20 protein-coding genes are annotated in these 24,586 nt (G+C 64.1%); 7 read left to right on the forward strand and 13 right to left on the reverse strand.

Translation table 11 applies throughout. The features are described 5' to 3' along the window. Position 1 precedes the first annotated feature (1 nt). Positions 2 to 1,948 (reverse strand): maltotransferase domain-containing protein, encoded by a 1,947-nt coding sequence (locus AX729_RS02490; protein ID WP_061020326.1) that lies wholly within the window; start codon positions 1,946 to 1,948, stop codon positions 2 to 4. Between the two features lie 204 nt (positions 1,949 to 2,152). Here AX729_RS02490 and malQ point away from each other — a divergent pair, with 204 nt between their 5' ends. Beyond that, positions 2,153 to 4,114 (forward strand): 4-alpha-glucanotransferase, encoded by a 1,962-nt coding sequence (gene malQ, locus AX729_RS02495; protein WP_061020327.1) that lies wholly within the window; start codon positions 2,153 to 2,155, stop codon positions 4,112 to 4,114. Positions 4,115 to 4,144: 30 nt separating this feature from the next. Continuing rightward, a complete protein-coding gene (locus tag AX729_RS02500; protein WP_061020328.1) occupies positions 4,145 to 5,944 on the forward strand; it encodes a glycoside hydrolase family 15 protein in 1,800 nt (599 codons plus the stop codon). Between the two features lie 83 nt (positions 5,945 to 6,027). Here AX729_RS02500 and AX729_RS02505 read toward each other — a convergent pair whose 3' ends face one another. The 6 genes from AX729_RS02505 to AX729_RS02530 form a co-directional block, all read right to left on the reverse strand. Further along, on the reverse strand, positions 6,028 to 6,840 hold the full coding sequence (locus AX729_RS02505) for a Cof-type HAD-IIB family hydrolase (protein WP_061020329.1): 813 nt from the start codon (positions 6,838 to 6,840) through the stop codon (positions 6,028 to 6,030). 119 nt (positions 6,841 to 6,959) lie between these two features. Beyond that, the gene (locus tag AX729_RS02510; RefSeq protein WP_156456668.1) at positions 6,960 to 7,490 is read right to left on the reverse strand and encodes a gluconokinase; all 531 of its coding nucleotides are present in this window, start codon (positions 7,488 to 7,490) and stop codon (positions 6,960 to 6,962) included. Further along, positions 7,477 to 8,229, reverse strand: a complete 753-nt coding sequence (gene pgl, locus AX729_RS02515; RefSeq protein ID WP_061020330.1) for a 6-phosphogluconolactonase — start codon at positions 8,227 to 8,229, stop codon at positions 7,477 to 7,479. The genes AX729_RS02510 and pgl overlap by 14 nt, the downstream gene beginning before the upstream one ends. Beyond that, the gene (gene zwf / locus AX729_RS02520) at positions 8,226 to 9,737 is read right to left on the reverse strand and encodes a glucose-6-phosphate dehydrogenase (protein WP_061020331.1); all 1,512 of its coding nucleotides are present in this window, start codon (positions 9,735 to 9,737) and stop codon (positions 8,226 to 8,228) included. The genes pgl and zwf overlap by 4 nt, the downstream gene beginning before the upstream one ends. 28 nt (positions 9,738 to 9,765) lie before the next feature. Further along, complete coding sequence (gene gnd, locus AX729_RS02525) at positions 9,766 to 10,764, reverse strand: phosphogluconate dehydrogenase (NAD(+)-dependent, decarboxylating) (protein WP_061020332.1); 999 nt, start codon at positions 10,762 to 10,764, stop codon at positions 9,766 to 9,768. Between the two features lie 13 nt (positions 10,765 to 10,777). Beyond that, complete coding sequence (locus tag AX729_RS02530) at positions 10,778 to 13,627, reverse strand: bifunctional transaldolase/phosoglucose isomerase (protein ID WP_061020333.1); 2,850 nt, start codon at positions 13,625 to 13,627, stop codon at positions 10,778 to 10,780. Between the two features lie 326 nt (positions 13,628 to 13,953). Between AX729_RS02530 and AX729_RS02535 the strand changes: the two genes are divergently transcribed. From AX729_RS02535 to AX729_RS02550, 4 genes are all read left to right on the forward strand, one after another. Then, a complete protein-coding gene (locus AX729_RS02535) occupies positions 13,954 to 14,595 on the forward strand; it encodes a hypothetical protein (protein WP_061020361.1) in 642 nt (213 codons plus the stop codon). A 297-nt stretch (positions 14,596 to 14,892) separates the two neighbouring features. Next, positions 14,893 to 16,836, forward strand: a complete 1,944-nt coding sequence (locus AX729_RS02540; RefSeq protein ID WP_061020334.1) for a PrkA family serine protein kinase — start codon at positions 14,893 to 14,895, stop codon at positions 16,834 to 16,836. Between the two features lie 30 nt (positions 16,837 to 16,866). After that, on the forward strand, positions 16,867 to 18,144 hold the full coding sequence (locus AX729_RS02545) for a YeaH/YhbH family protein (protein ID WP_197433517.1): 1,278 nt from the start codon (positions 16,867 to 16,869) through the stop codon (positions 18,142 to 18,144). Further along, entirely contained in the window at positions 18,141 to 19,679 is a 1,539-nt protein-coding gene (locus tag AX729_RS02550; protein WP_061020336.1) for a SpoVR family protein, read from the forward strand. Before AX729_RS02545 ends, AX729_RS02550 begins: the two co-directional genes overlap by 4 nt. A gap of 254 nt (positions 19,680 to 19,933) precedes the next feature. Here the strand turns inward: AX729_RS02550 and AX729_RS02555 are convergent, their stop codons facing one another. The 6 genes from AX729_RS02555 to AX729_RS02580 form a co-directional block, all read right to left on the reverse strand. Then, entirely contained in the window at positions 19,934 to 20,374 is a 441-nt protein-coding gene (locus AX729_RS02555) for a DUF1801 domain-containing protein (RefSeq protein ID WP_061020362.1), read from the reverse strand. Between the two features lie 13 nt (positions 20,375 to 20,387). Further along, positions 20,388 to 20,591 (reverse strand): hypothetical protein, encoded by a 204-nt coding sequence (locus tag AX729_RS02560; RefSeq protein WP_061020337.1) that lies wholly within the window; start codon positions 20,589 to 20,591, stop codon positions 20,388 to 20,390. Positions 20,592 to 20,633: 42 nt separating this feature from the next. Then, positions 20,634 to 21,062: an SRPBCC family protein gene (locus AX729_RS02565; protein WP_061020338.1), complete on the reverse strand. Its 429-nt coding sequence runs from the start codon at positions 21,060 to 21,062 to the stop codon at positions 20,634 to 20,636. After that, positions 21,059 to 21,382, reverse strand: coding sequence for an ArsR/SmtB family transcription factor (locus AX729_RS02570; RefSeq protein WP_061020339.1), 324 nt, complete (start codon positions 21,380 to 21,382; stop codon positions 21,059 to 21,061). Before AX729_RS02570 ends, AX729_RS02565 begins: the two co-directional genes overlap by 4 nt. A 213-nt stretch (positions 21,383 to 21,595) precedes the next feature. After that, on the reverse strand, positions 21,596 to 22,045 hold the full coding sequence (locus tag AX729_RS02575) for a DsrE family protein (RefSeq protein WP_061020340.1): 450 nt from the start codon (positions 22,043 to 22,045) through the stop codon (positions 21,596 to 21,598). A 38-nt stretch (positions 22,046 to 22,083) separates the two neighbouring features. Then, a complete protein-coding gene (locus AX729_RS02580) occupies positions 22,084 to 22,704 on the reverse strand; it encodes a hypothetical protein (protein WP_061020341.1) in 621 nt (206 codons plus the stop codon). Positions 22,705 to 23,031: 327 nt separating this feature from the next. Here AX729_RS02580 and AX729_RS02585 point away from each other — a divergent pair, with 327 nt between their 5' ends. After that, positions 23,032 to 24,570 (forward strand): SUMF1/EgtB/PvdO family nonheme iron enzyme, encoded by a 1,539-nt coding sequence (locus AX729_RS02585; RefSeq protein ID WP_061020342.1) that lies wholly within the window; start codon positions 23,032 to 23,034, stop codon positions 24,568 to 24,570. Positions 24,571 to 24,586: the final 16 nt, after the last annotated feature.

Here is a 24,586-nt window from a genome sequence, read left to right on the forward strand (position 1 = left end):
CTTACGCCAGGCAGCGGAACAGGAGCGCGGGATCGCGGTCGGGATCGATACGCAACCTGATCCCGCCCCATTCGATGCGGGACCGTTCGCCGGTGAGGAGGTTTTCGAGTGCCGTCACATGGTGGCGCTGTCCATGGGCGTCAATGGTGACGTCGCCGAGAGGCAGCCAGAACTCGCGTTCCCGGCGCGACAGCGCGATCACGACGATGACGGTGTTGGCAGGCTCGGCTGCCTCCTTGACGAAGGCGATCGTCTCGCCGTCCTCGACGCCGAGGAAGCGCAGATTGACCGTCTGCTGGAGCGCCGCATTTTCGTTGCGGATGCGATTGAGCGCGGTAATGCAGGGCTTGATGTTGCCGGGCTTGTCCCAGTCGCGCTGCTTGATCCGGTACTTCTCGGAATCGAGATATTCCTCGCGGCCGGGGACCGCCTCGTGCTCCAGGAGCTCGAAGCCGCTGTAGATGCCGTAATTGCCCGAGAGCGTCGCCGCCAGCGCGATGCGCGACTTGAATGCCCAGGCTTCGCCGCTCTGGAGGTGATAGGGCAACAGGTCGGGCGTGTTGACGAACATGTGCGGACGGTAGAAATCGCGTTCGGGATAGCGCGTCAGTTCGCCGAGATATTGCTCCAGCTCCCAGCGCGAGGTGCGCCAGGGAAAATAGGTAAAGGACTGCGCGAAGCCGAGCTTGGCGAGGCCCTTCATCAGCTTCGGCCGGGCAAAGGTCTTGGAGAACAGGATCACCTCGGGATGCCGGCGGCGGATGTCGCGGATCAGCCACTCCCAGAACGGAAGCGGAGCGGTGTCGTGATTGTCGATGGCGAAGATGGTCACGCCATGGTCGATCCAGAACAGCATGGCGTCGCGAAACGCATTCCACAGGCCGGCGCGATCCACCGAGGCGAAGTCGGGGATGACGATGTCGGAATAGGGCCCGTCCGCCGTCCGCACCGAGCGGTCCGGTCGCCATTTGAACCATTCCGGATGCTGGGTCAGCCAGGGATGGTCCGGCGAGCACTGCACGGCGAAGTCGAGCGCGAGCTCGAGACCATATTCGAGGCAGGTTGCAACCAGCGCGCGGAAATCCTCGATCGTGCCGAGCTCGGGATGAAGCGCATCGTGGCCGCCCTCCGCCGAGCCGATCGCATAGGGCGAGCCGGGATCGCTCTCATGTGCCACCGGTGCATTGTTGCGGCCCTTGCGGCGGGTATGGCCGATCGGGTGGATCGGCGTGAAGTAGAGCACGTCAAAGCCCATGGCGGCGATGTCGGGCACGCGGGCGATGCAGTCGCGCAGCGTCCCATGCCGTCCCGGCAATGCGCTCTGGCTGCGCGGCATCATCTGGTACCAGGCGCCGAAGCGCGCCTTGTCGCGGTCGACGGTCAGCGGGAAGAGCTGCGAGCGCGTCAGGTCGGGCCTGGACTGGCTCTCGGCCATGGCTTCGCCAAGCTCGGTTGCGAGCAGCGAATTGACGTCGCCGTTCCTGAGATAATCCTCGCACTGCCTGATGATGACCATGGCTGCGTCCTGCCGCGCGCTATGCGCCTTGGTCAAGAGGCTCGCGCCCTCGATCGCATCGAGGCTGACATCGGCCCCGTTGCGCTGCTTGCGCGCCACCGCGTGAGACCAGGTGGCGAACTCGTCGGTCCAGGCTTCGATCGCGTAGACATACTGGCCGGGCTCAACGGGTGTGAACGTGCCGGACCAGCGGTCATTGCCATGATGGATCATCGGCTCGCTCCGCCATTCCCGGTCCTGCTCGCGGCGCCACATCAGCGCGGCCGATATCACGGCCTCGCCGTCGCGATAGATGTCGGCCCAGACCTCGACCGGCTGGCCCGCAATCCGCTTCACGGCGAAGCGGCCGCCGTCGATCGAGGGATAGACGTCCTCGATCAGGAAAGCGCCGCCGGCTGCGGCACTCTCGACAGTTTGAATTGTCTTGTTCACGGTGATGCCATTGACAAGAAAGCAGGAGCCCGTTTCCCTTGTCGGGAACCCACGCTTGGTACCATGATAGAAAGCCGCTTGTGTGTCATTGGTTCCCTGGGGAACGGCAAGCGTAGTCTGCGAGTTGAATCTGGCTAACCTCTTCCGCGACTTCGTTAAAATCAATAACCCTGGCCGGACAATGGCCTGCAAGCTGCGTGCCGAATGGATCTTTTAGCTCAAGCCCGGATCAAGGGCGTTCAGTCCGAATTCATCGATGCCCTCGGAAAGCTCCGGGTCACCGATCCCGTGGCCCTCAAATCGATCCTCGATGCCCTGCCGGAGAAGCGGGTGTATCGCTTCGTCAGCGGGCCGGTCGTGGTGCGCGCGCTGGGGCATCCGCGCACGGAATTGGCGGCTATCGGCGCGCCGCCGCTGCAATGGACAATCCGCGGCAACGGCAATGTGATCGCCCAAGGCGAGACGCGCGAGCCCGTCATCGCCTGGCCCGCCGGCCTGCCGCTCGGATATCACCGCTTGACGCTGACCGATGCCGAAGGCGTGACGGAAGAGGTGCCGATGATCGTGGCGCCCGAACGGGCCTTCGGCGGCGATTTCGACCGCGGCTGGCTGCTCGCCGTCCAGCTCTACAGCGTCCGTTCGGACCGCAATTGGGGCATCGGCGACTTCACCGACCTCGCGGGGCTGGTCAGGCTTGCCAAGCAGCTCGGAGCTGACGGCGTCGGGCTCAATCCGCTGCATGTCCTGTTTGACGATCGCCCGGCCGATTGCAGCCCCTATTCGCCGAACAGCCGGCTGTTCCTCAACCCGCTCTATATCGACGTCGAGGCGATCCCGGAATTCTCGGCCGACCTCGTGCCCGACGCGGCCGCGACCGCCGCCCGTCTGCGCGAAGGTGATCGCGTCCCCTATGCCGACATGGCGGCATTGAAATGGCGCGGCCTTCGCGCCGCCTATGACAGCTTCGTGACGAGCGCGAGCGAGGCGCGCCGCAAGGCGTTTGACGCCTTCCGCGCCGCGCGCGCGCCGCTTTTGTCCCGTTTTGCCTGCTTCGAGGTGCTGCGCCATCGCTTCACCGCACCCTGGTGGGAATGGCCGTCGAAATGGCAGCAGCCGGATGAGGCGAAATGCGCCGAGCTGCGCAATGGCCCGGACAAGCGCGAGGTCGAATTCGTCGAGTTCGTGCAATGGACGGCCGATAGCCAGCTGCACGCCGCCAAGGAGCTCGCCAGCCGGCTCGGTATGCGGGTTGGATTGTATCTCGATGTTGCCGTCGGCGTGCAGTCCAACGGCTTCGATGCCTGGAACGAGCAGACGGCGATCTCCCGCCATCTCGCCGTCGGCGCGCCGCCCGACGTGCTCAACACCGTCGGCCAGGACTGGGGGCTCGCCGGGTTCAACGCCGGTGGGCTCGAAGCGCAGTCCTTCGTGCCGTTCGCGGACATGCTCGCGGCCTCGATGCGCCATGCAGGCGCCATCAGGCTCGATCATGTGCTCGGGCTGAAGCGGCTATATCTCGTGCCGCGCGGCTTCAAACCCGACAATGGCGCCTATGTGCAGATGCCGTTCGAGGCATTGCTGGCTGCGGTGGCGAGCGAGAGCGCCAGGCATAAATGCATCGTGATCGGTGAGGATCTCGGCACGGTGCCGGAAGGTTTCCGCGAGACGATGCAGGATTTCGGCATCTGGTCCTATCTCGTGATGATGTTCGAGCGCGACGATGCCGGCCATTTCCGCCATATCGACCATTACCGGCCCAACGCGCTGGTCACGCTGAACACGCATGATCTGTCGACCTATGCCGGCTGGCGCTCCTTCAGCGATCTCAAGATGAAGCGCTCGCTCGGGCTCGATCCCGGCGAGAACGACCAGGCGCGCTGGGACGCGCTCGGCAGGCTCGACGAGATCCTGCGCCAGAACGGCATCAAGGGGAACGACCTCTATTCGGTGCTCGCCTTCCTGTCGCGCACGCCGTCGCGGTTGCTCGCGGTGTCGCTGGAGGATCTGCTGGGCGTGATCGACCAGCCCAACATTCCCGGCACGATCGATGAGCACCCGAACTGGCGCCAGCGTCTGCCTGTCGCGCTCGACAAGATCGCGTCCAAGGTCGATCTCGCGGCTTTGAAGGCCGCGACGCGGGAACGTTCATTGCCCGGCGGGAATTGAACGGCCGGGGACTTCGAGGCTCGCACGACATTGTCCCAGAGGATCGAGGACTACGCGCTGATCGGCGATTGCGAGACCGCGGCGCTGGTCGGGCGCAACGGCTCGATCGACTGGCTGTGCTGGCCTGCCTTCGATTCCGACGCCTGCTTCGCCGCTATCCTCGGCACGGACAAGAATGGACGCTGGCTGATCGCGCCGAGCGAGGCTGCGACCCGCATCTCGCGGCGCTATCTCGGCAATACCCTCATTCTCGAAACGCGGTTTGAGACGAAGAGCGGCACCGTCGCACTGATCGACTTCATGCCGCCGCGCGGCAAGGCGTCCGACATCGTGCGGCTGGTCCGCGGCGTCAGCGGCACCGTGAAGATGCGGATGGAACTCGTCATCCGCTTCGGCTTCGGCGCCGACATTCCCTGGGTGCGGCGGATGGATCATGCGCTGCTGGCAATCTGCGGCCAGGACATGACGGTGCTGCGAACACCCGTCGCGACCCACGGCGAGGATCTGACGACGATCGCCGAATTCGAGATCGGGGCGGACGAGACCGTGCCTTTCGTGCTGACCTACGGCCCCTCGCATCTGAAGCCGCCCGCGCCGATCGATCCGGAGGTCGCTCTCCAGGAGACCGAGAAATTCTGGCAGGACTGGTGCGGCCGCTGCACCCGCGACGGCGACTATCAGAACCTCGTCTTGCGCTCGCTGATCACGCTCAAGGCGCTGACCTTTGCGCCGACCGGCGGCATCGTCGCGGCACCGACCACCTCATTGCCGGAAAAGCTCGGGGGCAGCAGGAACTGGGACTACCGCTTCTGCTGGTTGCGCGACGCCACCTTCACGCTGCTGGCGCTGATGAATTCGGGCTACACCGAGGAAGCCTCGGCCTGGCACAACTGGCTGCTGCGCGCAGCCGCCGGTTCGCCGGCGAACATGCAGATCATGTACGGCATCTGGGGACAGCGGCGGCTGCTCGAATGGGAGGCGGGCTGGCTCGGCGGCTACGAGGGCGCCCAGCCCGTGCGCGTCGGCAACGCCGCGCATGCCCAGCTCCAGCTCGATGTCTATGGCGAACTGATCGACGCCTTCCACCAGTCGCGCATGGCCAAGCTCAAGCTCGACGAGCAGACCTGGGCGCTGGAATGCGCCGTGCTCAACCATCTGGCCGAGGTCTGGGACCGGCCGGATCACGGTATCTGGGAGCGGCGCGGACAGCCGAAGCATTACGTCTTCTCCAAGGTGATGACCTGGGTCGCCTTCGATCGCGGCATCAAGAGCGCCGAGACCTTCGGCTTCAAGGCGCCGCTCCTGCACTGGCGCACCTTGCGCGATGCCATTCATCGCGACGTCTGCAACAAGGGCTTCGACGCGGAGGAAAACGCCTTCGTCGAATCCTACGGCTCGAAGCTGCTCGATGCCAGCGTCCTGCTGCTGCCAGCCGTCGGTTTCCTGCCGGCGTCCGATCCGCGCATCCGCGGCACCATCGCGGCCGTCGAGAAATGTCTGATCCGAGACGGCTTCGTCCTGCGGCACGATCCGCGCGAGCTGCCAGCGGACCAGCCGCCGCTGGAAGGCGCCTTCCTGGCCTGTAGCCTGTGGCTCGCCGACGCCTATGTGCTGTCAGGCGATCTCGACAAGGCGCAACGCCTGTTCGATCGCGTCGTGAGCATTGCCAACGACGTCGGGCTGCTGGCGGAGGAATACGATTCCATGGCGCGGCGCCAGACCGGAAATTTTCCGCAGGCGCTGACCCACATCGCCTTGATCAACACCGCGCATAATCTTTCGGCGGCCAGGCAGGGCAGCGAGAAGCCGGCGATGCAGCGATCGAAGTAGATCGGCGCGGCAGAGGCTTCTTCACCTCTCCCCGCTGGGGAGAGGTGAACAGCGAGCGTTCCGCTCGGACTGGCGACAAAGCTCTAGCCAATCCCGTTCCGCTTCAAGATCATCTCCATCGCTTCCGCAAAACCGTCCTGCTCGTTGCTCGCGGTTACGTGGGTGGCCTGGTCCTTGACGTTGTCGGCGGCGTTGCCCATGGCGATCGAGGTGCCGCTGACGCGGAACATGGCAAGGTCGTTCTGCATGTCGCCGATGGTGGCGACGGCGTCGGTCGAGATGCCGAGGCGTTTCGCCATGGCCTGCACGAAAGTGCCCTTGTTGACGTTGGGCGGGGTGATGTCGAGATAATAGGTCTGCGAGCGCACCGCGGTGGCCTCGCTGCCGAGCGCATCTTGCATCGCCTTTTCGCAAGCCGCGAGCCCGGCGGCATCGGCACTGGCGCCGACGATCTTGCAGGCGCTCGAAAGGTAGGGTGAAAAATCGGACACGATGGTGGGGTCGGCGCGGATCGTGTGCTGCTCGTGGGCGACGTAGCTGCCGCTGGGATTGTCGATCAGCCATTCGTCGGTGGTGAACAGCCAGATGTCGGCGCCGAATTCACGGAGAATCTGCAAGGACCGCTCGGCCGCGCTCGCGGGAATCAGGTGCTGCTCGACCGGCCTCATCTCGGGATCGACGATCGAGGAGCCGTTGAACGGGCCGACCGGCAGCCACAACGCCAGCGGCTCGATCAGGAGACGCATGCCGATCGCGGGGCGGCTGGAAGTGATGGTGAAGCCGATGCCGGCCTGGTGCAGCCGCTGCACCGCGCTCCTCGCGCGCTCGGTCAGCGTCTTGTCCTTGGTCAGCAGTGTGCCGTCGACATCGGACACCACGAGTGAGATTTGCGTCATGGCAGAACCTGAACTTTCCAAAAGTACGATCCAGAAAAGCGTGGAGCGTTTCCCGAAAAGACCATGCTAAGACAAGAGAGCTAAAGTGCGATGACGGTTCATCCAAATCTCATCGCGCTCTAGCGTTTCGTGCCGCCCAGCTTCAATTGCCTCACCACGCCGTCCACGATCGCTTCGACCGATTCGTCGATCGAGACGGTGACGACGTGCTCGCTCGCCTCGGGCGGCTCCAGCGTGTTGAATTGGCTCGCCAGCAGCTCGGGCGGCATGAAGTGCCCCTTGCGATGGGCCAGCCGTTCGGCGATCAGCTCCTTCGTGCCCTTAAGGAAGACGAAGCGGACGTCGTCGCGACCGCGCAGCAGCACGTCACGATAGGCGTGCTTCAGCGCCGAGCAGGCGATGATGACGTGCTCGCCGCGCCCGCACACGCGCGCGATCTCGTCGGCGATCGCATTGAGCCAGGGCCGGCGGTCTTCGTCGGTGAGCGGATGGCCGGCCCGCATCTTCTCGACGTTGCTGGCGGGATGAAAGCTGTCGCCGTCCTCGAAGCGCCAGCCGAGCCGCTCTCCGAGCGCCTTCGCAACCGTGCTCTTGCCCGAACCCGACACGCCCATCACGATCAATGCACAAGGTGCTTCAGCGCGGCCCACGAATGTCCTCCGGAAGCGCGGCCTGGTCGACCAGCCAGACGGTCTCGCCATTCGAGCGCGCGCGCAAGGCCGGCAGATTCTCGCCATTGAAGAGGCGCGTCAAGATCGGCCGCTTGTCGTGCCCGGCAATCTCGAACAGCATCTCGCGGCAGGAGGCCAGAACGGGCAGGGTGAGCGAGACTCGCGGCACGAACGGCGCGACATTGGCCTTGGCGACGCCGGCGACCCAGCGTCGGGTCTCCTCGATCTCGGGATAACCGGGAAAGAGCGAGGCGGTGTGGCCGTCCGGTCCGGCGCCCATCAGGACGAGGTCGAACAGCGGGCGGCCCGGATCGAGCCGGTCTGCGCCATAGAAGGCCTGCAGCTCGCGTGCATAGGCTTCAGCGCCGGCATCGGGATTCTCGGCCGTGGTCGGAATCGGATGGATATGGCCGGCTGGCGCGTTGCGGTCGAGAAACGCGGCGCGCGCGAGCGCCATGTTGTTGAGGGGATCGCTCTCGGGCACGAAGCGCTCGTCGCCGATGAACCAGTGCACGCGGTCCCACGGGATCCGGCCGCGCCAGGCTTCGCTGCCGAGCAACTGATAGAGCCTCTTCGGGCTGGAGCCGCCGGTGAGGCAGATCGCGATGCGCCCGGCGTTGGCGGCGATCCGCGCCATCACCCGTTCGGCCGCCGCTTGCGCCAGGGCTTCGGCATCGGCCGCGACGATCAGCTTCGGCTGGTCTGCCGCGGCCGTCACGAGAACTTCCGCCAGCTTCGTCCGTCGCGCCGGAGCAGCTCGTCGGCGCAGGCGGGGCCGTCGCTGCCGGCCTCATAGGTTTCGATGCCGTTGGTTCCCGCGCTTGACCAGGCGTCCAGGAACGGCTGCACGGCCTGCCATCCGGCCTCGATGCCGTCGGCGCGCTGGAACAGGATGTTGTCGCCGATCATGCAGTCGTAGATCAGCGTCTCGTAGCCGGTCGAGGGATCGACGCGGAAATAGTCGCCGTAGCGGAACTTCATCTCGACGCCGTCGATGGTGATGCTCGGCCCCGGAATCTTGGCGTTGAACTGCAGCTCGATGGTCTCGGTCGGCGCGATGCCGATGGTCAGGAAATTTTGCGAGAGGCGGTCGATGTCCGTGCCTGAAAACATCGACAGCGGCGCCTGCTTGAACTTGATCGCGACTTCAGTCCGTTTGTGCCCGAGTGCCTTGCCGGTGCGCAGGTAAAAGGGCACGCCGGCCCAGCGCCAATTGTCGATCATCAGCTTCAGCGCGACGAAAGTTTCGGTGGTGCTGTCGGGCTTGACGTCCTCGGTCTTGCGATAGTCCGGGAGGTCGTCGTCGCCGATGCGCCCCGCCAGATACTGCGCGCGCACCGAATTCTTCAGCGCCTCTTCCCGGCTCGGCTGCTGGATCGAGTTGAGGACGTCGGCCTTCTCGGAGCGCACCGAATGCGCGTCGAACCGGGCCGGCGGCTCCATCGCCACGAGCGACATCAGCTGGAACAGATGATTCGGCACCATGTCGCGCAGCGCCCCGGTGGCATCATAGAAGCCGCCGCGATGGCCGACGCCGAGCCTCTCCTCCACGGTGATCTGGATGTGGTCGATGTGGTTGCGATTCCAGATCGGCTCGAACATGCCGTTGGCAAAGCGCAGCACCAGGATATTCTGCACCGTCTCCTTGCCGAGATAATGATCGATCCGGTAGATCTGGTGCTCCTCCATGATCTTCAACAGCTCGGCGTTGAGCGCGCGGGCCGAGTCGAGATCGGTGCCGAACGGCTTCTCGATCACCAGCCGCCGCCAGGCGCCGTTCTCCTTCATCATGCCGGTGCGGCCGAGCTCGCGCGCCGTCGGCGCGAATGCGGCCGGCGGTGTCGCCAGGTAGAACAGGCGATTGCCGCCGGTGCCTTGCGCGCATTCCAGCGAATCCAGATGCTCGCGCAAGCGATCGAACGAAGGCGGATCCTTTGCGTCGGCCTCGACGAAGGTCACGCATTCCAGCAGCTTCCTGGCGATGTCGTCGTCCACGGGCCGGGTCGCGAACTGGCGCAGGCCCTTCATCAGGCTGTCGCGCAGCTCGTCGTCGGATTGGCCCTTGCGCGCTACGCCGACCACACAGAATTTTTCCGGTAACAGATGCTCGGCGGCAAGATTGTAGAGCGATGGCATCACCAGTCGGTGGGTGAGGTCGCCGGTCACGCCAAAGATGACGAAGGCGCAATTTTCCGGCTTGCGCTTTGGCTGCGGGTCTTTTGTCACGAACGGTCGGCCTTCGCTTTGTTGACGCTCACTTGGGCTTCGCCGCGCCCGGCTGCTTCGGCTCCTTATGGCCGCCGAACCCTGCACGCATCGCGGAAAGGATTTTTTCGGCGAAGGTGTGTTCCTTGCGGGAACGGAAACGTGCGTAGAGCGCCGCGGTCAGAACTTCGGCCGGCACGGCCTCGTCGATCGCGGCATTCACGGTCCAGCGACCTTCGCCGGAATCTTCGACGAAGCCGGAATATTCCGACAGCTGCGGGCTGTCGGCGAGTGCGGCCGAGGTGAGGTCGAGCAACCAGGACGGAATCACGCTGCCGCGCCGCCATACTTCGGCGATGTCGGCGAGGTCGAAATCGTAGCGGTGATCCGCCGGCAAGGCCTCGATGTTGGCATTCTTGAGAATGTCGAAACCTTCGGCATAGGCCTGCATCAGGCCGTATTCGATGCCGTTGTGGATCATCTTGACGAAGTGGCCGGCGCCGACCGGACCGGCATGGATGTAGCCCTGCTCGATCCGGGGATCGCGGCCCTCTCGTCCTTCGGTGCGCGGAATGTCGCCGGCGCCGGGCGCGAGCGCGGCGAAGATCGGATCGAGCCGGTCGACCACCTGCTTCTCGCCGCCGATCATCATGCAATAGCCGCGGTCGAGCCCCCAGACTCCGCCGGAGGTGCCGACATCGACATAGTGGATGCCGCGCTCCTTCAGCGCCTTGCCGCGGCGGACGTCGTCCTGCCAGAACGTGTTGCCGCCGTCGATGATGACGTCGCCAGCCTGCATCACGCCGGCGATCGTCTCGATCGTGGTCTCGGTGATGTGCCCCGCTGGCAGCATCACCCAGGCCGTGCGTGGCCGCTCGAGCTTGGAGATGAACTCTTCGAGCGTTGCCGAGCCGACCGCGCCATCGGCGGTGAGGCCTGCGACGGCCTTGGCGTCCTTGTCGTAGACCACGGTCGAATGGCCGTGGCGCATCAGGCGGCGAACGATGTTGCCGCCCATCCGGCCGAGGCCGATCATGCCGAGTTGCATGTGCATTATTCCCTTAGTTCAGCGCCTCGTTGAGCGCCGCGTTGAGTGCTGCGAGACCCTTCTTGAGCCCGCCCTTCAGGTGCACGCGCAGCGCGCGCCGGCCGCGCTCGGTGAGCACGTCGAAATCGCCGCGCGCCTGCGCCGCCTTGATGATTGCGAAGCTGGCCTTCTGGCCTGGCACCGGAAGATCCTGGGCATCATCGGCCGTGATCTGGAGAAACACGCCGCTGTCGGGGCCGCCTTTATAGGCCTGGCCTGTGGAGTGGAGGAAGCGCGGTCCGAACTCGGCACAGGTCGCGACGTGCCGCTTCTCGCGCACCTCCAGCCGCATCGCCTGCAGTGCGTCGATGGTCGTCTTGTCGCGCGCGACGTAGCCGAGCAGGGCGACATAGTCGCCGTCGCCCGAGCGCGACAGATGCGCCTTCAGCCATGAGGTGAGGTCGCCATTGGCGCCGGCGGCGCGAAGTGCCTCGGCATTGGTCTCGTCGGTGTAGAGATCGGCCTCCTTGGTGCTGACGACCGGTCGCTCTTCCGGCAGCGCACCTGTTTTCTCGAACGCCGCGGTGAGCTCGCGCGTCTTGACCTTGGCCGCTTCCACGTCCGGCTGGTCGAACGGATTGATGCCGAGGATGGAGCCGGCAACCGCCGTCGCCATCTCGAATCGGAAGAACTCCTGGCCGAGATGCTCGATCGACTTCATGACGATGCGCACGACGGGATGACCGGCCGCCTCGATCGCCGCGAGCTTCGAGTCATGGGCTGCGTCCGCCTCGCCGTCGACACGGATGTCGATGAAGAACCGGTCGTTGCCATAGACCGAGGGATCGCCCAGCGGCTCGCCCTCGATCGGGATCAGGCCCTTGCCCTCCTTGCCGGTCGATTCCGCGATCAGCTGTTCGGCCCAGGCGCCGAAATCGGCGATCTTCTTCGATGCCAGGATCGTCACCTTGTCGCGGCCCTCGAGGCCGGCGAGTCCCATGGCGAGGCCGAGCTGCACGCCCGGGTTCTCCGAGGGCGGCACGTCCGGCCCGCAGGAGCGCGCCATCGCCAGCGCATGCTTGATGAAGGTCTTGACGTCGATGCCCGCGGTCGCCGCCGGCACCAGACCGAAGGGCGAGAGCACTGAATAGCGACCGCCGATCGAGGGCTCGCCGTGGAAGATGCGGGCATAGTTCAGCTTCTTCGCCGCCTTCTCCAGCGACGAGCCGGGATCGGTGACCGCGATGAATCGATGGCCGGTCTTCACCTTCGTGCCGACCGCCTTGGCAACCCGCTCGTGGAAATAATCCTTCATCGCATTCGGCTCGGTGGTGCCGCCGGACTTGCTGGAGACGATGAATACGGTGTTGGCGATGTCGATTTTCGCCTCCATCGCCCGCACTTGCGCCGGATCGGTGGAATCCAGCACATGCAGTTTCGGGAAGCCGGGCTTCTTGCCGAAGGTCTCGGCCAGCACTTCGGGGCCGAGGCTCGATCCGCCCATGCCGAGCACGACGGCATCGGAGAATTTCTGGCCCTTCACGCGGCCCGCATAGTCTTCGTAGTCGGCGATGTCCGCCTTGGCCGCGCTGTCGAGCCAGCCCAGCCATTTGTCCTCGTCCGTACCGGTCCAGACCGACTTGTCGCGCTGCCACAGCCTGCGGATCCTGGCGGACGCCCGCCATTGCTCGGTGCTCTCGGCCACGGCCTTGCCCAGCCCGTCGCCGAGCGAGAGAAGCTGGCGATCGAGCGCGGGCCCGAGCACGACCGCGCGCTTGTGGGCGACCGCGCCGTAGAGCTTGTCGGCGGCATCCGCAAACAGCTTCACGCCATCCTTGACCAGCTCCTCGGCGATCGCATCGAGCGAGATGCCGGAGCGCTCCAGCTCCTCCAGCACCCGCCGGGCGTCATCGATATTCTCTTCGAGGCTGTCGCGCGGCTTGCCATGGTCGCGGAACGCATCCAGCGTCGCCGGCGGCACCGTGTTGATGGTATTGGGGCCGATCAACTCTTCGACGTAAAGGACGTCGCTGTAGTCCTTGTTCTTGGTGCCGGTGGAGGCCCACAGCATGCGCTGCGGCCTGGCGCCCTTGGCGGCGAGCTTCTCCCAGCGCGGCCCCGAGAACAGACGCTTGTAATCCTGGTAGGCGAGCTTGGCGTTGGCGATCGCGACCTTGCCCTTGAGCGCGGCGAGCCGTTCCTTCTCGGAGGGATCGTTGGCGCGCGCAATCTTCTCGTCGAGCTGCTTGTCCACGACCGAGTCGATGCGGCTGACGAAGAAACTCGCCACGCTCGCGACATGCGAGGGGTCGCCGCCGCCGGCGACGTATTTTTCGAGGCCGGCAATGTAGGCCTCGGCCACCTCGAGGTAGACCGCCTTGGAGAACAGCAGCGTGATGTTGATGCTGATGCCTTCGCCGATCAGCTGTTCGATCGCCGGCAGGCCCTCCGGCGTCGCGGGCACTTTCACCATCAGGTTCTTGCGACCAACGTCCTTCCAGAGCCGCCGCGCCTCGGCGACGGTGCCGGCGGTGTCCATCGCCAGATAGGGCGAGACTTCCAGGCTGACATAGCCGTCGCCGCCCTTGAGGCGGTCATAGACCGGGCGCAGCACATCGGCCGCGTTCTGGATGTCCTCGACGGCCACGGCCTCGAACAGGTCGGCCACGGTCCGATCGCCGCGCTTCAGCGCCTTGCCGATCGGCGCGTCATACTCGTCCGAGCTGCCGATCGCCTTTTCGAAGATCGACGGATTGGAGGTGACGCCCTTGACGCCGTCGGTCTCGATCAGCCGCTTCAGGTCGCCCTTGGCGATGAAGCCGCGGGCGAGGAAGTCCAGCCAGACGGCTTGGCCGTGCTTTTCCAGTTCTTTGACGGGATTCATGATGCCTATTTATCTCCAAGCCTGCGGGCGAGGGGTTTCCGCGCCGGTCCTGACGCGCTATCCTCTAGCCTACATGCCCCCGGGAAGGAACCAATCAAGGGCATGGGAGTCATACCCTCCAGTGCAACTCCGTCGCGATCATGGCGATCCAGGCGGTCGTAGCTGTGTTGCGTAAAGTCGTTGGCCCGGGAGAACGCGGCCAAGGTTGCTTTGCGTAACGCCAGCCGTCCCGCCTCGTCGGTCAGCGGCTGCCAGGAGTGCCAACGTGGATCAGGATCCGCGTTGCATTGTGGCTCGGCCGCGAATGGCCATGCTTGAGGATGAGCATGCACGCCCATAAGGAAGGTTTGGCACTCGCCGTCGCCGACGGCCAGCAACCGGTTGCGTCGGTGGTCAGCATCGACGCGTCGTGCGATCTCGAAATCAATCGATGCGTGACGCAATTGCGGGTGCTGGTGGCGGCGGGCTTTGCCATGACCCTGCTCAGTGCAACCCTTGCCTTCGATTGGTGGGACGGCTTCGGAGACTATGACGCGACGGTCGGCCATGCCGGCGTCGTGGTGTTCGGCCTGGTGACCGGCTGGCTGATCTGGATGCTTCCCGCCGAGCGAGGAGCGGTGGTGGTCGTCACTGCCTACGGCATCCGCGATCTTCGCATCGGCAACGAGTTTCTGCCGTGGGAGTCGATTGCGGAGATTTCGGCTGAAGACTACCGCGGCCGGAAGACGATCGTGCTGACGCCGACGCCGGCGTTGCGGCGCCAGTTGTGCGCCATCCCCACTTTGGCCCGTTGTGCGCAGGATGGTCGCATCTTCATCCGCCCGGAGGGCCTGGCGACCGATTTTGATACGCTGCTGTGCGCTTGCCGCGATTGCCACGCCGTCAGCACCCCGCGCACCGCATTGCAGCAGGAAGATGAACGCGGGCCCCAGGGTGGCGCTCAAGGCTTCGCCGTACAAGTGTCATAAGATCGCCGCGCCCCGATCGCTATGCTGCATCGCCGGACGGGCACACCCCCGGGAACGCCCGGATGTTGCGACCAAGTGACATTTTCTGGAAATGAGCCAATATAGACAGAGATTCGCACAAATTACAGGCATGTGCCTGTTCGTAACTCACGGAGTGCCTACGTTGTGCGTTGCGTCGTGTCGGCACCCGGGTGTCCAATGATCGTCATGTGCTCACGCTGATTCGAAACGGCCTGAGGAACGGTCCGGTAACTGCTTTCGTTTCAGCTTGTAGCGGAACTCACGCGGAGAGGGATCATGTACAACGATTCTCTATTCAACGCTTTCGCTCGGTCGTTCGAGGCGAGAAGCCAGCACGACATGTCGATGGCGGAATACCTGGAATCGTGTCGAAGCGATCCCATGAAATACGCCAACGCGGCCGAACGACTGCTAGCGGCGATCGGTGAGCCTCAGACAATCGACACGGCCAAGGACCCACGCCTTGGCCGTATTTTTTTGAACCGCACGATCCGTACCTACCCGGCCTTCGCCGGCTTCTACGGCATGGAAGAAACCATCGAGCGCATCGTCGGTTTCTTCCGCCACGCCGCGCAAGGCCTGGAGGAGCGCAAGCAGATCCTCTATCTGCTCGGCCCGGTCGGCGGCGGCAAATCCTCGCTCGCCGAGCGGCTGAAATCGCTGATGGAAGTGCACCCCATCTACGTGCTGAAAGCCGGCGATGAACTCTCGCCCGTGTTCGAAAGCCCGCTCAGCCTGTTCGATCCCGATCAGCTCGGGCCGATGCTGGAAGAAAAATACGGCATTCCGCGCCGCCGTCTCACCGGGCTGATGAGCCCTTGGTGTTACAAGCGGCTGGAAGCCTTCGGCGGCGACATTTCCCAGTTCAGGGTCGCAAAGATCCAGCCTTCGCGGCTGCGCCAGATCGCGATCGCCAAGACCGAGCCGGGCGACGAGAACAACCAGGACATCTCCTCGCTGGTCGGCAAGGTCGACATCCGCAAGCTCGAGACCTATGCCCAGAACGATCCGGACGCCTACAGCTATTCCGGCGGTCTCAACCGCGCCAATCAGGGCGTGCTCGAGTTCGTCGAAATGTTCAAGGCGCCGATCAAGATGTTGCATCCGCTGCTGACGGCGACGCAGGAAGGCAACTACATCGGCACCGAGAACATCGGCGCGATCCCTTTCACCGGCGTCATCCTCGCGCACTCCAACGAAGCGGAGTGGGCGAGCTTCAAGGCCAACAAGAACAACGAGGCCTTCATCGACCGCATCTGCGTCATCAAGGTGCCGTACTGCCTGCGTGTCACCGAGGAGCAGAAGATCTACGAGAAGCTGATCCAGGGCTCCGAGCTCGCGTCCGCGCCGTGCGCACCCTCGACCCTGGAGACGTTGGCGCGTTTCTCGGTGATGTCGCGGCTGCGCAAGCATGAAAACTCCACGATCTACGCCAAGATGCGGGTCTATGACGGCGAGAGCCTGAAGGAGTCCGACCCGAAGGCGCGCAGCGTCCAGGAATATCGCGATGCCGCCGGCGTCGACGAGGGCATGGACGGCGTCTCCACCCGCTTCGCCTTCAAGATCCTGGCCGCGACCTTCAACCACGATCCGCAGGAGGTCGCCGCCGATGCCGTGCATCTGATGTACGCGCTGGAGCAGTCGATCAAGCGCGAGCAGCTGCCCGAGGAGGTCGAGAAGCGCTATCTCGAATTCATCAAGGCGGATCTGGCGCCGCGTTATGCCGAGTTCATCGGCAACGAGATCCAGAAGGCCTATCTGGAATCCTACTCGGATTACGGCCAGAACCTGTTCGATCGCTACGTCGATTACGCCGACGCCTGGATCGAGGACCAGGACTTCAAGGATCCCGACACCGGCCAGCTGCTCGATCGCGAGCTTTTGAACCAGGAACTGACGAAAATCGAGAAACCGGCGGGTATCGCCAACCCCAAGGACTTCCGCAACGAGGTCGTCAAATTCTCGTTACGCTCGCGGGCCCAGAACGGCGGCAAGAATCCGGCCTGGACCTCCTACGAGAAGATTCGCGATGTGATCGAAAAGCGGATATTCTCCCAGGTCGAGGACCTGCTTCCGGTCATCTCCTTCGGGTCGAAGAAGGACGGCGAGACGGAGAAGAAGCACGGCGAGTTCGTCGCTCGCATGGTGGAGCGCGGCTACACCGAGCGTCAGGTTCGCCGGCTCGTCGAGTGGTACATGCGCGTGAAGCAGGCCGGTTAAGGCGCATGGGAGGCGAATGGAAAAGTGCCCATCCACATCATTGACAGGCGCCTGAATCCAGGCGGCAAGAGTCTTGAGAACCGCCAGCGGTTCTTGCGTCGGGCCAAGTCCCTGGTGCAGGGCGCCGTCAAGAAGACCTCGCAGGAACGCGACATCAAGGACGTCCTGGAGGGTGGTGAGGTCACGATCCCCCTCGACGGCATGCATGAGCCGCGCTTCCGCCGTGAAGGCGGAACGCGGGACATGGTCCTGCCCGGCAATAAGAAGTTCGTCGAAGGCGATTATCTCCAGCGCTCCGGCCAGGGCAGCGCCAAGGATTCCGGCCCCGGCGAGGGCGACAGCGAGGACGCCTTCCGCTTCGTGCTCAGCCGCGACGAGTTCGTCGATCTCTTCCTCGACGACCTCGAGCTTCCGGATCTCGCCAAGCGCAAGATCGCGCAGACCGAGAGCGAGGGCATCCAGCGCGCCGGCTACACCATGTCCGGCTCGCCCGCCAACATCTCCGTGAATCGGACGGTGAAGCTCGCGCTCGCCCGCCGCATCGCGCTCAAGCGTCCCCGCAAGGACGAGATCGAGGAGCTGGAAGCCGCGATCGCCGCATGCACGGACGAGGACGAACGCACGGAGCTGGTCGCCCAGCTCGAAAGGCTGAAGGCGAAGTCAAAGCGCATTCCCTTCATCGATCCGCTCGACATCCGCTACCGCCGCTTCGAGACGGTGCCGAAGCCGGTCGCGCAGGCCGTGATGTTCTGCCTGATGGACGTCTCCGGCTCGATGTCCGAGCACATGAAGGACCTGGCAAAGCGCTTCTACATGCTGCTCTACGTATTCCTGAAGCGGCGCTACAAGCATGTCGAGATCGTCTTCATCCGCCACACCGACCGCGCCGAGGAGGTCGACGAGCAGACCTTCTTCTACGGTCCGGCCTCGGGCGGCACGCTGGTCTCCAGCGCGCTCCAGGCGATGCACGAGATCGTGCGGGAGCGCTTCAGCCCGTCGGACTGGAACATCTACGCCGCGCAAGCCTCCGACGGCGACAACTCCTATTCCGACGGTGAGCTCACCGGCATGCTGCTGACCGACAAGATCCTGCCGGTCTGCCAGTTCTTTGCCTATCTCGAAGTCGGGGAATCAGGCGGCAGCGCCTTCGATCTCTCCGATTCCTCGCTCTGGACCCTCTACGAGCGCCTCCGCAACAGCGGCGCGCCGCTCTCGATGCGCAAGGTCTCGGAGCGCAGCGAGATCTTTCCGGTGTTCCACGACCTGTTCCAGCGCCGCGACACTGCCCAGGAGAAAGCCGCTCCATGACGGAACGTTTGTTCGAAGGCGCCGATTGGGATTTTCACACCTTGCAGCGCATCACCGATGCCTGCGAGGAGGTGGCGCTGAAGGATCTCGGGCTCGACGTCTATCCGAACCAGATCGAGGTCATCACGGCCGAGCAGATGCTGGATGCCTATTCGTCCGTCGGCATGCCCTTGTTCTACAAGCACTGGTCGTTCGGCAAGCACTTTGCGTTCCATGAAGCCTCCTATCGCAAGGGCCTGATGGGACTGGCCTATGAGATCGTGATCAACTCCTCGCCGTGCATCTCCTATCTGATGGAGGAGAACACGGCGACGATGCAGACGCTGGTGATCGCGCACGCCGCCTTCGGCCACAACCACTTCTTCAAGAACAATTATCTGTTCAAGCAGTGGACCGATGCGGATGGCATCCTCGACTATCTCGACTTCGCCAAGAACTACGTCATGCAATGCGAGGATCGCTACGGCCGCATCGAGGTCGAGCGCACGCTCGATGCCGCGCATGCGCTGATGTCGCATGGCATCGATCGCTATCCCGGCAAGAAGAAGCTCGACCTGCGCGCCGAGGAGAAGCGGGCAGGGCGACGCCGCCAGCACGAGGAGGAGGTCTTCAACGATCTCTGGCGTACCGTGCCGGCCGGCAAGAGCAAGAGCCGCGCGGCTCTCAGCGTCGAGCGCCGCCGCAAGCTGCTCGGCCTGCCGCAGGAGAATTTGCTCTATTTCCTGGAGAAGAGCGCGCCGCGGCTGGCGCCCTGGCAGCGCGAGTTGCTCCGCATCGTCCGCCACATCGCGCAATATTTCTATCCGCAGAGCCAGACCAAGGTGATGAACGAGGGGACGGCCACCTACGTTCACTACCGCATCATGACCCAGCTGCATCAGCAGGGCCGCATCACCGACGGCAACTTCCTCGAATTCCTGGGATCGCACACCAACGTCGTGTTCCAGCCCGAGTTCGACGATCCGCGCTTCTCGGGCTTCAACCCCTATGCGCTCGGGTTCGCCGTGATGCAGGACATCGAGCGCATCGTCACCAGGCCGGAGGACGAGGACCGCGAATGGTTCCCCGACATCGCCGGCAAGAACGACGTCATGGGCGTGCTGCGCGACGTCTGGGCCAATTACCGCGACGAGAGCTTCATCGGCCAGTTCTTGAGTCCCAAATTGATGCGGCACTTCCGCATGTTCCACCTGCACGACGACCCGGAGGAGCGCGCCGGCATCCGTGTCGATGCCATCCACGACGAGCGCGGCTTCCGCCGCGTGCGGCGCGAATTGGCCCGGCAGCACGATGTCGGCTATATCGACGCCAATATCGAGGTGGTCGATGTCGATCTCTCCGGCGACCGCCGGCTGATCCTGCATCACCACGTCATCAAGGGCGCGCAGCTCAACGAGACCGACGCCAAGCGGGTGCTCCAGCATCTCGCCGATCTCTGGACCTACGACGTCGCGCTGATCGAGGTCGATGCCAACGACAAGGTCCTGCGCGAATACGTCGTGAGCCCCCGCCCGATCCCCGCGGCGGTGGCGTAGGGCGGCCGGCCACACGGAGAGATGCGCATTGATGTGCCCTCGCCCCTTGTGGGAGAGGGCAGCGACGCCGGCAGATACAAGCTCACTTAGGTGAGGGGTATCTCTCCGCACCCTCAGTGCCGATAGATACCGCTCATCCGGCGCCATAGCCGAAGCTTCGCTTCGGCGTCTTTAAGGACGGCGGCCGAAGGCCGCCTATGCCACCTTCTCCCACGAGGGGAGAAGGAAAAAGAGCGTGTTGGACACCGGCTGCACTATGCCGATCGCTTCTTCGCCGCCTTCTTCTTCGACATATTCAACTCCACCGCAGCCCGGATCAGCGCCTTCAACGCCTTCTCATTGATGGTCTCGCCCTCGCGAATATCGATCGCGCGGCGCAAATTGCCGTCGAGGCTGGCGTTGAAAAGGCCCGCCGGATCCGCCAGCGCCGCGCCCTTGGCAAAGGTCAGCTTCACCACTTCCTTGTAGGTCTCGCCGGTGCAGATGATGCCGTCGTGCTCCCAGACGGGAACGCCGCGCCATTTCCACGCTTCGACGACATCAGGGTCGGCCGCCCTGATCAGGCCGCGGACCCGTCCCAACGTCGCGCCGCGCCAGTCGCCGAGCTCCTTGATCCGGCCGTCGATCATCCTGGAAGGCGAAGCCGCATTCGCGTCCTTCTTGCCAGCCTTCTTCGCCGTCACGATCGTCTTCATCATCACGCCTCGTTCACGCGGTGCCGCGGCGGACATAGGGCAGCGCGAACAGATAGAGCCCGGTCGCGAGCAGCGGAATCAGCGGCACGAGCGCCAGGAAGCCGATCCACACGGCCTGCACCTGCATGATCATCGCCACGATGTTGGCAATGACCGCGAGCGTGAAGGCCATCGACAGCCAGCGATGAATCTGCCGAATCCACATCTGCGTGCTCATTGGGTCCTCCCTTGAAACTGATTGGAACGGGCGCCGGCGGTGCTAACCCGCTCGCGCCAGCACGTCGTCCAGCCTGGCGAGAAATTGCTTCCAGCCGGCATGCGCGCCGCCAAAAGCCTGCTTCTGCGTCGGGCGGAAGCCCGCCTGCTCGACGCGCAGATGCGTGCCGGTGCTCGTCGGCGTCAGCGTGAACGTCACGACGCTTTTCAGGTCGAACGCCGCATCCTCATGCGAGAAGTTCCAGGTATAGGCGAGGCTCTTCTGCGGCTCGATGGTGAGCACCTCGCAGTCCAGCACGCCGCCCCATTCGCCGCGCAGGTTGAAGCGATGACCGACCACGGGCTTGAAGTCGTTCTTCATCAGCCATTCCTCGATCAGATGCGGCTGCGTCAGCGCGCGCCAGATCCGCTCGGCCGGAAAGGCAAATTCGCGCTCGATGACGACGGAGCGCGTTTCGGCAGGTTCGTTCATTGATCCATCCTCTTCAGGAGATCGTCGAGGGCGTCGAGCCGCTTCTGCCAGAATCCGGCCATCTGGCTGGTCCAGTCGATCAGCGGATTGAGCGCGCCTGGCCGCGCGCTGTAGTGGGTCTGGCGTCCTTCGTGGCGGTCGCGCACCAGCCCGGCCTGCTTCAAGGCGCCCAGATGTTTCGAGACCGCCGGCTGGGACACGCCGGATCGCGCCGTCAGCGCCCCCACGGTCTGCTCCCCCTCACGGCACAGCCGCTCGAAGATCGCCCGCCGGGTCGGATCGGCGAGCGTCCTGAACAGGAGATCATGAGCGGCGGACATGTGAAATCCATAACCAGAAAGTTATGGATTAATTGATAACCCTGGAGTTATGGGTAAGTCAAGCGCGAGGCGCCGAGATGGCCGTGGCTGGCGCAGCCCTCTCCACGTCATTGCGAGGAGCCTTTGCGACGAAGCAATCCAGATTGCCCCCGCGGAGGGATTCTGGATTGCTTCGCTGCGCTCGCAATGACGGAAAACGCGGCGGCAGCGCCGCTACGGCCGCAGATACAAATACCCCTGCGCCTGCAGCTCCGCGATACGGACCACGCCGCCATTCTCTGCGTTGACGAAGCCCGGCAGCAGATCCTTCAGCGTCACGTTCTGCGCCTTCATCGTGTTGCCGCAGGCAGCGAGCTCGATACCGTCCCTGGAGAAGTCACCGACGCGCTTGCTGACGTCAGGATTGGACTGTGCCGCGTGAAACGCCTTCAGCGCCGGCCCGTGAATCACCAGCGCGATCGTCACATGCTCGGGTCCGCCGACGCCGTCGATGTGGTTCTGAATATTGCCGAGCACGAAGCTGACCTTCTCAGCATCGCTGAGATGATAGACGACCTTCAGCTTGTTGCCCGCACCGGCTTCCGTGGCAGCTCTTGCGCTCGAGACGCCAAGCGCCGCGCCCAGGGCCGACACGGCGCTCCACAACATGTTCCGGCGGTTCATGGCGATCTCCTTCGACTGGGCCGAGCTCGCCGAAGATATCACTTGTGGCGCAGTGCGGCGAGTTCCTTGCGGTCGGTCACCAGCGAGGCACATTCGCCATTGTCGGCGCGATCGAGGCGGAAGATCTTGTCGTCGGCGCCGGCCACGAGCGAATGCTCGGCGTCGTCATCCGGCTTGTTGTTCTGCCAGACCCTGACGCGTTCGAGCCGCACGATCGCTGACTTGTCGTCCTTGGACAGCGCAACGCCGATGCCGCCGCCCTCGCAGTCGACGCCGCAGCCGAGGCGCACGTCGCTGCCGCTCTTTGTGAACACGACGTGGTTGCACGAGCCGCTGGAGTCGAAATCGCCGCTGCGGTGGCGGTACCTGAAGCCGAGCCGGAAGGAGTTGTGGAGCTGCTTGTCCTCCTCGTCGAATTCCGCGGAGACCAGCAGCTTCATCGCGGCGACCTTCTGCTTGGGGTGTCGCGCCAGATGGTCCGCATCGTAGCGACGGACGAAGCAGGCATAGGCCTTGTTGCCAGGCGCGCCCGCATACACGCGTGCGTTGAAGGTCTCGGCTTCGGCCTTGCTTGGCTCGCGAATGTCGTCGCCGTCCTCGGCGCGGGTGGCGCCGGTCAGCGCGGCCAGGATGAGCGCAGCAAAGATACAGACCTTCATGATGGCCTCGAGCGCGTGACGGGTTTTGCCGCAGCAGGACAGAGCTGCTGTCTGTTAGACGCCGGCGGGGTGCATCGCGTTCAACCGCTGCAAGTCGCCCGCGCGACCATCGCAATGCGGACTTGGGGCCGGTGGTTTTCGAGCCGAGCCTTAGTCACGGATGGGATCAAGAAGGTTCAAGCGGCGGAGCGCATTGATTTCCCTGGAACCCGATGCCGGGAATTGCTGCGACATTGTCTCGGTTCGTCAATGTGGTAGCCTTCACAGACGACCGCCTTTGGCGGTCGTAAGCTGGGGCTGACTTGTCAGTATGTGGAGTCCCCCGCAATGGGCGAAATTCGCAATTTCAAATCCGGCAATCAGGATGGGGCGTCTCCACACGGCCCCATGCCTCGTCGTCTCGCCGCGATCATCGTCGGTGACATCGCATCATACAGCCGCATGATGCAGGCTGACGAGGAGGGAACGCATGTCCGCGTCAAGCGGATCGAACGCGATCTCATCAATCCCAGCATCGCCGAGCACCATGGTACTCTGGTGAAGACGACGGGCGATGGCTTCATCGCCATTTTCGACAGTCCCGTCGAGGCGGTTCGATGCAGCATCGTCATCCAGCAGAACCTCATCGGCCGCAACGCCTCGCTTCCGAAGCACTCGCGGCTCGAATACCGCATCGGCGTCAATCTCGGCGACGTGATCGTGGAGCCGGACGATGTCTACGGCGACGGCGTCAACATCGCCTCACGCATCGAGGGCATCGCTGAGCCCGGTCAGGTCTATATCTCCGGCGCGATCTACGAGCAGATCAAGCACAAGGTAGTATGCGGCTATGAGTCGCTCGGCGACCGCAAGGTCAAGAACATCACCGACCCGGTGCGGGTCTATCGCGTGTTGCCGGATGCAGACGCAGTCGTCGGAACGCGCGGCCGGCGCGAGAATGTGCTGATCTTTCTGCTGGCCTTCACGGTCATGATGATGGCCGCAGGCGTGCTTTGGTATCTGCTGGCGCAGCCGGGCAGGATGGGCGAGCAGGCCGCTGCGCCAGTTGCTTCTCCGGCCGCGTCGCCGAGTCCGCAGCCGTTGCCGAGCGAGGCGGCGACGCAGACGCCGCAACCATCGCCGTCGTTGGCTTCGGCGCCTTCTTCGGCTTCGTCACCTTCGCCGCCGGTACCCAGCCCATCGGCGACGCCGCTTCGCGAACCCGAGATGATCGCCATTCGCGGCGGCAGTTTCGCGATGGGAAGCAATGATGATCCGACCGAGCGTCCCGTCCACCAGGTCACGATCAAGCCGTTCTCGCTTGGAAAATATCCGGTGACGGTGCGGGAGTGGAACGAATGCGCCGCTGCGAACGCCTGTGGTTTCACCGCAACCGGCAAGGACGATGCGCCGGTCAGCAATGTGAGCTGGACCGACGCGAAGCAATATGCCGCCTTTCTGTCGCAGGCGACGAAAAAGCCCTACCGGCTTCCGAGCGAGGCCGAATGGGAATACGCAGCCCGTGGCGGGACGCAAACCAAGTATTGGTGGGGCGACAAGCTCCAGCCGGGTATGGCCGGATGCAAGGATTGCGGCGACCTCGCCGCCGACCAGCCGGCGAAGGTCGGCAGCTTCAAGCCCAATCCATTCGGTCTCCACGACATGGGCGGCGGCATCGACCAGTGGGTCGAGGACTGCTGGCACAAGAACTATCAGGGTGCGCCGGTCGACGGTTCGGCATGGACCAACGGCGACTGCTCATCGCACGTCCTGCGCTCGGGCTCCTGGAAGAACGATTCGAGATACGTGCGGCCGTCCAACCGCGATGGCTACGACACCAATGTCCGCTACCCCACGCATGGATTACGTGTCGCGCTCAGTCCGTAGAACTGGAGTAGGCTTG

The organism is Bradyrhizobium sp. CCH5-F6 (assembly GCF_001556045.1).
Taxonomy (GTDB): Bacteria; Pseudomonadota; Alphaproteobacteria; order Rhizobiales; family Xanthobacteraceae; genus Bradyrhizobium.

Coding starts and splice junctions, on each gene's coding strand:
- malQ (WP_061020327.1), top strand. CDS start 2,153: ATGGATCTTTTAGCTCAAGCCCGGATCAAGGGCGTTCAGTCCGAATTC.
- AX729_RS02505 (WP_061020329.1), bottom strand. CDS start 6,840: ATGACGCAAATCTCACTCGTGGTGTCCGATGTCGACGGCACACTGCTG.
- gnd (WP_061020332.1), bottom strand. CDS start 10,764: ATGCAACTCGGCATGATCGGCCTCGGCCGGATGGGCGGCAACATCGTT.
- AX729_RS02530 (WP_061020333.1), bottom strand. CDS start 13,627: ATGAATCCCGTCAAAGAACTGGAAAAGCACGGCCAAGCCGTCTGGCTG.
- AX729_RS02535 (WP_061020361.1), top strand. CDS start 13,954: ATGCACGCCCATAAGGAAGGTTTGGCACTCGCCGTCGCCGACGGCCAG.
- AX729_RS02540 (WP_061020334.1), top strand. CDS start 14,893: ATGTACAACGATTCTCTATTCAACGCTTTCGCTCGGTCGTTCGAGGCG.
- AX729_RS02550 (WP_061020336.1), top strand. CDS start 18,141: ATGACGGAACGTTTGTTCGAAGGCGCCGATTGGGATTTTCACACCTTG.
- AX729_RS02555 (WP_061020362.1), bottom strand. CDS start 20,374: ATGAAGACGATCGTGACGGCGAAGAAGGCTGGCAAGAAGGACGCGAAT.
- AX729_RS02560 (WP_061020337.1), bottom strand. CDS start 20,591: ATGAGCACGCAGATGTGGATTCGGCAGATTCATCGCTGGCTGTCGATG.
- AX729_RS02565 (WP_061020338.1), bottom strand. CDS start 21,062: ATGAACGAACCTGCCGAAACGCGCTCCGTCGTCATCGAGCGCGAATTT.
- AX729_RS02570 (WP_061020339.1), bottom strand. CDS start 21,382: ATGTCCGCCGCTCATGATCTCCTGTTCAGGACGCTCGCCGATCCGACC.
- AX729_RS02575 (WP_061020340.1), bottom strand. CDS start 22,045: ATGAACCGCCGGAACATGTTGTGGAGCGCCGTGTCGGCCCTGGGCGCG.
- AX729_RS02580 (WP_061020341.1), bottom strand. CDS start 22,704: ATGAAGGTCTGTATCTTTGCTGCGCTCATCCTGGCCGCGCTGACCGGC.
- AX729_RS02585 (WP_061020342.1), top strand. CDS start 23,032: ATGGGCGAAATTCGCAATTTCAAATCCGGCAATCAGGATGGGGCGTCT.